9 protein-coding genes are annotated in these 8,385 nt (G+C 70.0%); 7 read left to right on the top strand and 2 right to left on the bottom strand.

The genetic code is table 11. The annotated features are described in order from the left end of the window. The 5 genes from ON27_RS19530 to ON27_RS19505 form a co-directional block, all read left to right on the top strand. Nucleotides 1-481, top strand: a 481-nt coding sequence (locus ON27_RS19530; protein ID WP_043729397.1) for an ABC transporter ATP-binding protein, incomplete at its 5' end; no start/stop codon positions are given. Between the two features lie 110 nt (nucleotides 482-591). Further along, nucleotides 592-1,362 (top strand): NUDIX hydrolase, encoded by a 771-nt coding sequence (locus tag ON27_RS19525; RefSeq protein ID WP_169334519.1) that lies wholly within the window; start codon nucleotides 592-594, stop codon nucleotides 1,360-1,362. Nucleotides 1,363-1,580: 218 nt separating this feature from the next. Beyond that, the gene (locus ON27_RS19520) at nucleotides 1,581-2,357 is read left to right on the top strand and encodes an enoyl-CoA hydratase-related protein (protein WP_043729376.1); all 777 of its coding nucleotides are present in this window, start codon (nucleotides 1,581-1,583) and stop codon (nucleotides 2,355-2,357) included. A 37-nt stretch (nucleotides 2,358-2,394) separates the two neighbouring features. Then, nucleotides 2,395-3,372, top strand: coding sequence for a class I SAM-dependent methyltransferase (locus ON27_RS19515; RefSeq protein ID WP_043729374.1), 978 nt, complete (start codon nucleotides 2,395-2,397; stop codon nucleotides 3,370-3,372). Between the two features lie 214 nt (nucleotides 3,373-3,586). Beyond that, nucleotides 3,587-4,810, top strand: coding sequence for a THUMP-like domain-containing protein (locus tag ON27_RS19505; protein ID WP_043729367.1), 1,224 nt, complete (start codon nucleotides 3,587-3,589; stop codon nucleotides 4,808-4,810). A gap of 19 nt (nucleotides 4,811-4,829) precedes the next feature. On the opposite strand, the gene ON27_RS19500 is transcribed toward ON27_RS19505, so the two are convergent. Together ON27_RS19500 and ON27_RS19495 are read right to left on the bottom strand one after the other, a co-directional pair. Continuing rightward, nucleotides 4,830-5,429, bottom strand: a complete 600-nt coding sequence (locus ON27_RS19500; RefSeq protein WP_043729365.1) for a hypothetical protein — start codon at nucleotides 5,427-5,429, stop codon at nucleotides 4,830-4,832. A 75-nt stretch (nucleotides 5,430-5,504) separates the two neighbouring features. Next, nucleotides 5,505-6,833, bottom strand: a complete 1,329-nt coding sequence (locus ON27_RS19495; protein ID WP_245560013.1) for an outer membrane protein assembly factor BamB family protein — start codon at nucleotides 6,831-6,833, stop codon at nucleotides 5,505-5,507. Nucleotides 6,834-7,036: 203 nt separating this feature from the next. Between ON27_RS19495 and ON27_RS19490 the strand changes: the two genes are divergently transcribed. Beyond that, entirely contained in the window at nucleotides 7,037-7,786 is a 750-nt protein-coding gene (locus ON27_RS19490) for an acyltransferase (RefSeq protein ID WP_043729363.1), read from the top strand. 47 nt (nucleotides 7,787-7,833) lie between these two features. Further along, on the top strand, nucleotides 7,834-8,379 hold the full coding sequence (locus ON27_RS19485) for a DUF1697 domain-containing protein (protein WP_043729361.1): 546 nt from the start codon (nucleotides 7,834-7,836) through the stop codon (nucleotides 8,377-8,379). Nucleotides 8,380-8,385 lie beyond the last annotated feature (6 nt).

Raw genomic sequence — 8,385 nt, 5'->3', positions numbered from 1 at the left:
CCGCTGGCGCGAGCGCTACGACGACATGGACACCGACCGCGCCATCGACATGCTGGAAAGCCTGGGCGCCGAGCACCTCTCGGACCGCACCTACGGCACGCTGTCGGAGGGCGAACGCAAACGAGTGCTGATCGCCCGCGCGCTGATGACCGACCCGGAACTGCTGCTGCTCGACGAGCCCGCCGCGGGCCTGGATCTGGGCGGCCGGGAGGAACTGGTGGAGCGGCTCGGCGATCTCGCCGCCGACCCGGACGCGCCCGCGATCGTGCTGGTCACCCATCACGTGGAGGAGATTCCACCGGGGTTCACCCACGGCCTGCTGCTCAACGAGGGCGAAGTGGTGGCGCAGGGACTGCTCTCCGACGTGCTCACCGCCGAGAACCTCAGCGACGCCTTCCGCCAATCGATCGCGCTGGATCGCGTCGACGGCCGCTACTTCGCGCGGCGTGCGCGGCGCGCGGGCAGGCACCGCACCCGCTGAGGGCATGCGGTCGCTTACCAAGCGCGCGTTAGGGTGCAAGGGTGAGTGAGACAGCAGCGCAGGCAGACTCTCAGCAACCGGCCCCGCCGATCAAGGACGCGTCGACGGTGATGCTGGTGCGCGACGGGGCCGACGGGCCGGAGATCTTCCTGCAACGCCGGGTGGGCGCCATGGCGTTCGCCGCGGGCATGACCGTGTTCCCCGGCGGCGGCGTCGATCCCTCCGACGGGACCGCGGACATCGCCTGGGCCGGGCCCGAACCCGCCTGGTGGGCCGAGCGGTTCGCCACCACCGAGGCCAGGGCCAAGGCGCTGGTCTGCGCGGCCGTCCGGGAGACGTTCGAAGAATGCGGCGTGCTGCTGGCCGGTCCGGCCGACGACAGCGTCGTCTCCGACACCACCCGGTACCGGGACGCCCGCGGCAGGCTGGAGCGCAGGGAACTGTCGCTGGCGTCGTTCCTCGCCGAAGAGAAGCTCGTGCTGCGCGCGGACCTGCTGCGGCCGTGGGCGAATTGGATCACGCCAGTCATCGAGCCGCGCCGGTACGACACCCGGTTCTTCGTGGCGGTGCTGCCGGAGGGGCAGCTGGCCGACGGCGCCACCTCCGAGGCGGCGCAGGTGCAGTGGAGCACCCCCGCCGAGGCGCTGGACCGCTGGCGCTCGGGCGCCGACGTGCTGCTGCCGCCGACCTGGTCGCAACTGGTCGCGCTCGGTGCGTTCCGGTCCACCGCCGACATCCTGGCCGCGCAGCCCGCGATCGATCCGATCATGCCGGTCCTGGCCGACCTGGACGGCAAGCGGTTGCTGTCCTTCCCGGACAACGAGCGCTACTTCGCCGACCTCCCTGACCCCGGACGGCTCAAAGGATCCGCGCGCCCCTGAATGTTGCCGCGCTGCCGCCTCCGGGCCTGACCGCTCACGCTGTGTGGTTTGTTGGCGTGTGCTGGGCCCTGCGTGGTGACGCTGCGCTACCGCCTCCGGGCCTGACCGCTCACGCTGTGTCGTTTTTCGGCGTGTGCGGGGCCCTGTGTGGTGACGCTGCGCTACCGCCTCCGGGCCTGACCGCTCACGCCGGTGCCCACCCGGTAGCGTGGCCTCCCATGGCCGAATTCGTGACCCTGGAGCTGCCGGAGGGTGATGCCGCGCGGGGCGTGGCCGTCCTCCGGATCGCCCGCCCGCCGATGAACTTGCTGAACGTGCAGCTGGTGCGCGAGCTGGCCGAGGCGGCGGACGCCGTCGCCGCGGACGAGGGTGTCGCCGCGGTGGTCGTGTACGGCGACGAACGGGTGTTCTCGGCGGGCGACGACGTGGCCGAATTGTTCGATCTGGGGAGCGAGCAGGCCGCCGCCATGGCGGCCGATCTCCAGCACGCCCTCGGCTGCCTGGCCCGGATTCCGCAGCCCACCGTCGCGGCGATCAGCGGCTACTGCCTCGGCGGCGGGCTGGAGCTGGCCTTGGGCGCGGACCGCCGCGTCATCGGTGACAACGTCAAGCTGGGCCTTCCGCAGATCAAGACCGGCCTGATCCCGCTCGCGGGCATCCGTCGGCTGGCTCTGCTGATCGGGCCGGGCCCGGCGAAGGACCTCGTCTACACCGGTCGCTTCGTCGAAGCGGAAGAGGCGAAGGCGCTCGGCCTGGTCGACGAGGTCGTCGCGCCGGACGACGTGTACACCGCCGCGATGCGGTGGGCGCGGCAGTTCGCCGACGGTCCGGCCCGCGCGCTGGCGGCCGCGAAGGCGGTGTTCGAAGCCGGTCCGCACGGCCTCGATCGGGCCCGCGGCGAGTGGTCGGGCCTGTTCACGACGCAAGATCGCCTGATAGGAACAGGTTCCTATTTGGCCGACGGTCCGGGGTCGGCGGAATTCGTGGGGCGATAGCAGGCGTCAACTGGGGATTTGGGTAGGCTTGCCGACCATGACGGTACGTCCCGACGACCCCGCGCCGAACCCGCACGCCACCGAGGCAGAGGTCGAAGCAGCGCTCAAGGATACGAAGCTGGCCCAGGTTCTCTACCACGACTGGGAAGCCGAGACCTATGACGACAAATGGTCCATCTCCTATGACGAGCGCTGTATCGAATACGCGCGCGGCCGGTTCGACGCGGCCGTGGGTCCCGCGCCGCTGCCCTATGGCAAGGCGCTCGAACTGGGCTGTGGTACCGGGTTCTTCCTGCTGAACCTGATGCAGGGTGGCGTGGCGAAGTCCGGTTCGGTCACCGATCTGTCGCCGGGCATGGTGAAGGTCGCGCTGCGCAACGCGCAGAATCTCGGGCTGGACGTGGACGGCCGGGTCGCCGACGCGGAGACGATCCCCTACGAGGACGACACTTTCGATCTGGTGGTCGGCCACGCCGTGCTGCACCACATCCCGGATGTCGAGCTGGCGCTCAAGGAGTGCCTGCGCGTGCTCAAGCCGGGCGGGCGCTTCGTCTTCGCCGGCGAGCCGACCACGGTGGGCAATTTCTACGCCCGCTGGCTGGGCCGGATCACCTGGAAGGCCACCACCACGGTGACCAAGCTGCCGATGCTGAGCGACTGGCGGCGCCCGCAGGAGGAACTGGACGAGTCTTCGCGCGCGGCGGCCCTGGAAGCGGTCGTCGACCTGCACACCTTCGATCCGCGTGACCTGGAGGCGATGGCCCGCTCGGCGGGCGCTGTCGAGGTGTCGGCGAAGACGGAGGAATTCGCGGCCGCGCTGTGGGGCTGGCCGGTGCGCACCTTCGAGGCGGCCGTGCCCGCCGAGAAGCTCACCTGGCGCTACCGGATGGCGATGTACCGCGCCTGGCTGGGACTGAGCTGGGTGGACGAGAACGTCATGCGCCGCGTGGTTCCGCGCCAGTTCTTCTACAACGCCATGATCACCGGCGTGAAGCCGAGCTCCGCCGGAAAGTAGTGGGTCGCGACACCCTTTTCGACCTCGGCGGCGCCGACCGTGCCGCCGGGTTCGACGTAAGCCGGTCTCCGGCGTCGTTCCCGTTCCGGCACGCGGAGATGGGCGGCCGCCGAATCGGTGAGCGGGCGAAACCTCGTGGGATCGCCGTCGGCGCGGTAGCGATCGCCGCAATCAGGTGTATCGATGCGGCGCGAAAGTCCGCGGGGGAGCGGTAGTGAGTTATCGCTTCTCCCAGGACGATGTGCGGTACCTGGCAGGCGTGGCCGGCCGGTCCGCGCTGACCGAGGTGAACCTGTTGCCGCTGACCGCGGCGACGCACCTGCGCGATCTGGAGCGGGTGCGCCGCGCGCACGGCGACCGGGCCGCGGCCCTGATCGAGACCGTGCGTTTGCGGCGCAGGGCCGCCGCGAAACTCCTCGACGCCGAACAGTGGCTGTTCACCGACGACGCGCTACAGCAGGCCACCCCGACGCCGGTGGCGCGGCAGCGTGCCGCACGGCTGGCGGGACGGGCGGTGCACGACGTCACCTGCTCGATCGGAGCCGAACTAGTCGAGCTGGCCCGGGTGTGCCCGGCCGTGCTCGGCAGCGATCTGGACGAGGTGCGGTTGGCGATCGCCGCGCACAACCTGGGGACGCACCGGCTCGGCGGCGGCGATTCGGATTCGCTCGCGTCCGCCACTGAACCTTTGGGGCGAACCGGGAACGTGCTGCTGGTCAGAGCGGACGCGCTGCGCCCGAGCAGTCGCGACACCGTGGTCATCGCCGACCCGGCTCGGCGTTCCGACGGCCGCCGCACCCACGACCCGGCCAAACTGAGCCCGCCGCTGCCGGACCTGCTCGCGGCCTACCCCGGCCGCGACCTCGCCGTGAAATGCGCTCCCGGTCTGGATTTCGATCGCCTCGGCTGGTCCGGTGAGGTGGAGGTGGTCTCGCTCGACGGTTCGGTGCGGGAGGCGTGCCTGTGGTCCACGGGACTCGCCGAGGCCGGTGTCACCCGCCGCGCGACGGTGCTCTCGTCCAAGGGAGCCGCGTGGACCATCACCGACGCCGAACCCGACGACATCGACACGCGCGCGCCGGGGGAGTGGATCATCGATCCGGACGGCGCTGTCGTACGCGCCGGTCTCGTCCGCCATTTCGCGTCCAGATACGGTCTGTGGCAATTGGATCCCCGCATCGCCTACCTCACCGGCGACACGGTGCCGGACGGGGTTCGTGGCTTCCGCATCCTCGACCGCATGGACTTCCGCGAGAAGTCCCTGCGCGCCGAACTCCATCGCCGCGACTGCGGTCCGCTCGAAATCCTCGTCCGTGGCGTCGACGTCGACCCGGACGCCCTCCGTTCGCGTCTCAAACCGCGCGGCGCCCGACCGCACACGCTGGTGATCACTCGCATCGGCCGCGCCGCGACGGTATTCCTCTGTTCCACGCCGTGACCATCGGGTGGAAATGTGCTTACGCCGGCAGTTTCGCGACTACCAACCTTGCGGCGGCCGCCCAGCGCTGGTCGGTCGGCGGGCCGGTCAGATTGCTGCCGACGAGGAAGATGCGGACGGCGAACCGGTCGGTGAGGACCCATGCCTGCGGGAAGTCGGGCTTCGCTTCGACGAGGACCGCTCGCCCGATCCCCGGGAGGGTGCGCGTGGTCGGCGTCGTCAGCCGCGCGATGGTCGCCTCCGTGACCGGACCCTCTTGCGGCCGCAGCACCTTGATGGACGCGGTGAAGGACAGGACGCCACCGGCGGTGAGGTAATAGTTGCAGCTCCGGCCATAGGAACCGTCACTGCGCTTGGTGCTGGTGTCCTGCCCGTCTTTCAGGCTCACCTCCGCGAGCGCGCTGATCTCCGCACCACTGAGAACGCATTCGTCCGCCACGGCGTGTTCTGCGAACGGCTCGTCGGCCGCCTTCGCCGGTGTGGTCGCGGCACCGGAGCTTTGCGGCACCGCCGCCGGATGCCCGTCGACCGTGTGATCGCAGGCGGCGGTAGTCGCGAGCAAGGTGAACGCGACCAGCGTCGCTGTGCCGAGCTGCGCGAGGATCTCGCCCTTCGCCATGATTCCCCCCGGTGAACCCCATCCCGACTACAAGATCGATGCGACTCTACCGCCTGCGGCGAGCCACACCGAGTGCTACTCCGGTTCGAACGCGAAGATCTCGCCGATGCGGGTGGCTACCACGACCTCGCCCTTCGCGCCGATCGATGTGCCGGTGACGGTCCCTTTCGCGCCGGGCAGGACGTCGGAATCGAGGGTGTCCCCGGTGCGCGTGTCGAAGGTGACGAGGTTCAGGCCGTCGCCGATCGCCGCGGTGGCGTAGCCGGTGCCGCCGGTCGCCTGCGCCACGGGACCGCGGATCGCGAGATCTTTTCGCTCCCAGACGGTTTCGACCGCGTCGCCGGTGTCTCGCAGTGCGAGCAGGTGGCCGTCGTCGCCGGACGGGATGATCAGGCCGTCACCGGCGACCGAGATACCGCCGCGCGGTGTCCACTCCATCCGGCGCACCCACTTGGTCCGTCCGTCGGCGGTGTCGAGGGCGATCAGCCGATCGCTGTTGTCGCCGACGTAGAGGGTGCCGCCGTCGGCGGACAGGGCCGGGCTGGTCGCGCTGCCGCGCTCCAGCAGTTCGGCGCGCCACTGCTGCTCGATCTCGCCGTCGGCGTAGCGCAGCGCGACCACGGCCGCGGCGGGGCGCCCCGGCTGCCACAGCGTCACGTAGAAGCGGCCGCTGGCGGTGTCGATCGGGGAGATGTTCGCGACGGGACACTGCGGCCCTCCGGCGGCGCAGTCGGCCAGTCCCTGGCCCGAGTCGGGCCAGGTGAGGCCGGCGTTGGCGAGGAAGTCCGGCTCGCCGAGCAGTTGCACGGTGGGAACCGTCCGCTCGCCCGTCTGCCGCGAGAGCACGTCGACCTGGCCGGATTGGGTGACGGTGAGCAACTTTCCGTCGCCGGTGAACTGCACCGAGACCGGCGTTCCCGCGACGGGGGTGGCCCACCGCGGCTGGCCCAGGTAGTTGAACGAGATCACCTTGCTGTCGTCGCCGACGTAGACGTTGGTCATCCAGTCGACCGCCGACGGCGCGGCGATCGCGCTCGGCCCCATCGCGTTGCAGAACCGTTTGCGGCCGGTGGCCATCTGGAAGGAGAAGATGGAACAGTTCGGCAGGCGCGTGGTGACGAACAGCTGGCTGTCGGGACCGAGGGTGATCGGCTGCGCGATCGGGCCGCCGACCGGGCGCGACCAGTTCAGCGCGATCTTCTGCGATCCGCTGACCGGGCTGGCGCCGCTGTTGCGACCGTCGTGGTAGGCGGCGGTCCAGCCCTTGCCGGTGCCGACGGTGATGTCGTCGTAGTCGGTGCCGCAGCCGGTCAATGCCAGCGCGCCGACCGCGGCCAGCACGGCCGCGGCACGTTTCCGGGACGGTCGCCACATGGAAGTAGCCAGTACGCCGCCGCTTCGCACCTGCCGTACTCCTGTTCGTCGTTGGCGTTCGCCGTCGCCGTCTCCGGCGCAGGAGTCACTGTACGGGAGGTCCGCGCGCGGGTGAACGCGTCCCGGTGTTGTCGTCGCGGGTGCTCGTCGCGGCCGTCGTCCCGGGCGATAGGCTCTATCCGTCGCCGCCGAGGCGGGCGACGGCCGGTAGGACCACGACAGGAGAGCCGTTCGTGACGAGCATGTGGGGCGCACCGTTGCGCTCGCGCTGGCGGGGATCGCGCCGCCGGGATCCGCGTCAGGCGCGTTTTCTGACGCCGGCGTCGCTGCGCTGGGTGCTCGCGAACCGGGCGTACACGCCCTGGTATCTGGTGCGCTACTACCGGCTGTTCAAGTTCCGCCTGGCCAACCCGCACATCGTCCTGCGCGGCATGGTCTTCCTCGGCCGCCGTGTGGAGATCCACGCGACCCCGGAGTTGAGCCGGATGGAGATCGGCCGCTGGGTGCACATCGGCGACGGCAACGCGATCCGCTGCCACGAAGGCTCGCTGCGCATCGGCGACAAGGTGGTGTTCGGCAAGGACAACGTCGTCAACACCTACCTCGACATCGAGATCGGGGAATCGACCCTGGTCGCCGACTGGTGCTACATCTGCGACTTCGACCACAAGATGGACGACATCAACGTCCCGATCAAGGACCAGGGCATCGTGAAGAGCCCGGTCCGCATCGGCCCCGACACCTGGATCGCCGCCAAGGTGACGGTGCTGCGCGAGACCCGCGTCGGGCGCGGCTGCGTGCTCGGCGCGCACGCCGTGGTCAAGGGCGAGATCCCGGACTACAGCATCGCCGTCGGCGCACCGGCCAAGGTGGTCAAGAACCGCAAGGCGGTCTGGGAGGCGGGAGCCGAGCAGCGGGCCGAATACCTTGCGGCGCTGGAAGACATCGCGCGCAAGAAGAACGGGGCCACGCAGTCCGCCTGACGGAGCGTGCCCCGGGTTCGTCGGTGCGGGCGAGTAGGTTCGGCGCTATGACTGCCTATGCCGCCCTACTGCGCGGGATCGCGCCGAGCAATCCGAACATGAGCAACGTCAAGCTGCGCGGGGTGTTCGAGTCGCTCGGTTTCGAGGGTGTCGGTTCGGTGCTGGCCAGCGGCAACATCGTGTTCCACAGCGCGGAGACCGACGTGCCCGCGCTGGAAAATCGCATACAGCAGGCGCTGAACCGCGAACTCGGCATCGGCGGGGGCACGATCATCCGCAGCCTCGGCGAACTTCGCGCGCTGCTGGACAGCGACCCGTTCCACGGCCTGACCCACGGGCGCGGGACATACCTGATCGCGACGTTCCTCAAGGACACGGCCGAGGCCCCGGCCACCTTGCCCGAGCAGCCCGATCCGCTCACCCGGATCGTCGGCTACGACGAGGCAGCGCGTGCGTTCCTCGCCGTCATCGACAACAGTGAGCCGGGCAAGACGCCGGACTTCATGGCCTGGCTGGACAAGACCTACGGCAAAGACATCACCACCCGCACCTGGCTCACTGTCGAGCGCATCGTCAAGAAGCTCGCGGCCTAGCCGGGC

Source organism: Nocardia asiatica NBRC 100129, assembly GCF_000308415.1.
Lineage (GTDB): Bacteria > Actinomycetota > Actinomycetes > Mycobacteriales > Mycobacteriaceae > Nocardia > Nocardia asiatica.
This window is presented reverse-complemented; position numbering and strand designations above follow the sequence as displayed.

Excerpts from the sequence above, each read along its gene's own strand:
- ON27_RS19515 (WP_043729374.1), top strand. The coding sequence starts at position 2,395 with ATGACGGTACGTCCCGACGACCCCGCGCCGAACCCGCACGCCACCGAG.
- ON27_RS19500 (WP_043729365.1), bottom strand. The coding sequence starts at position 5,429 with ATGGCGAAGGGCGAGATCCTCGCGCAGCTCGGCACAGCGACGCTGGTC.
- ON27_RS19485 (WP_043729361.1), top strand. The coding sequence starts at position 7,834 with ATGACTGCCTATGCCGCCCTACTGCGCGGGATCGCGCCGAGCAATCCG.
- ON27_RS19525 (WP_169334519.1), top strand. The coding sequence starts at position 592 with ATGCTGGTGCGCGACGGGGCCGACGGGCCGGAGATCTTCCTGCAACGC.
- ON27_RS19520 (WP_043729376.1), top strand. The coding sequence starts at position 1,581 with ATGGCCGAATTCGTGACCCTGGAGCTGCCGGAGGGTGATGCCGCGCGG.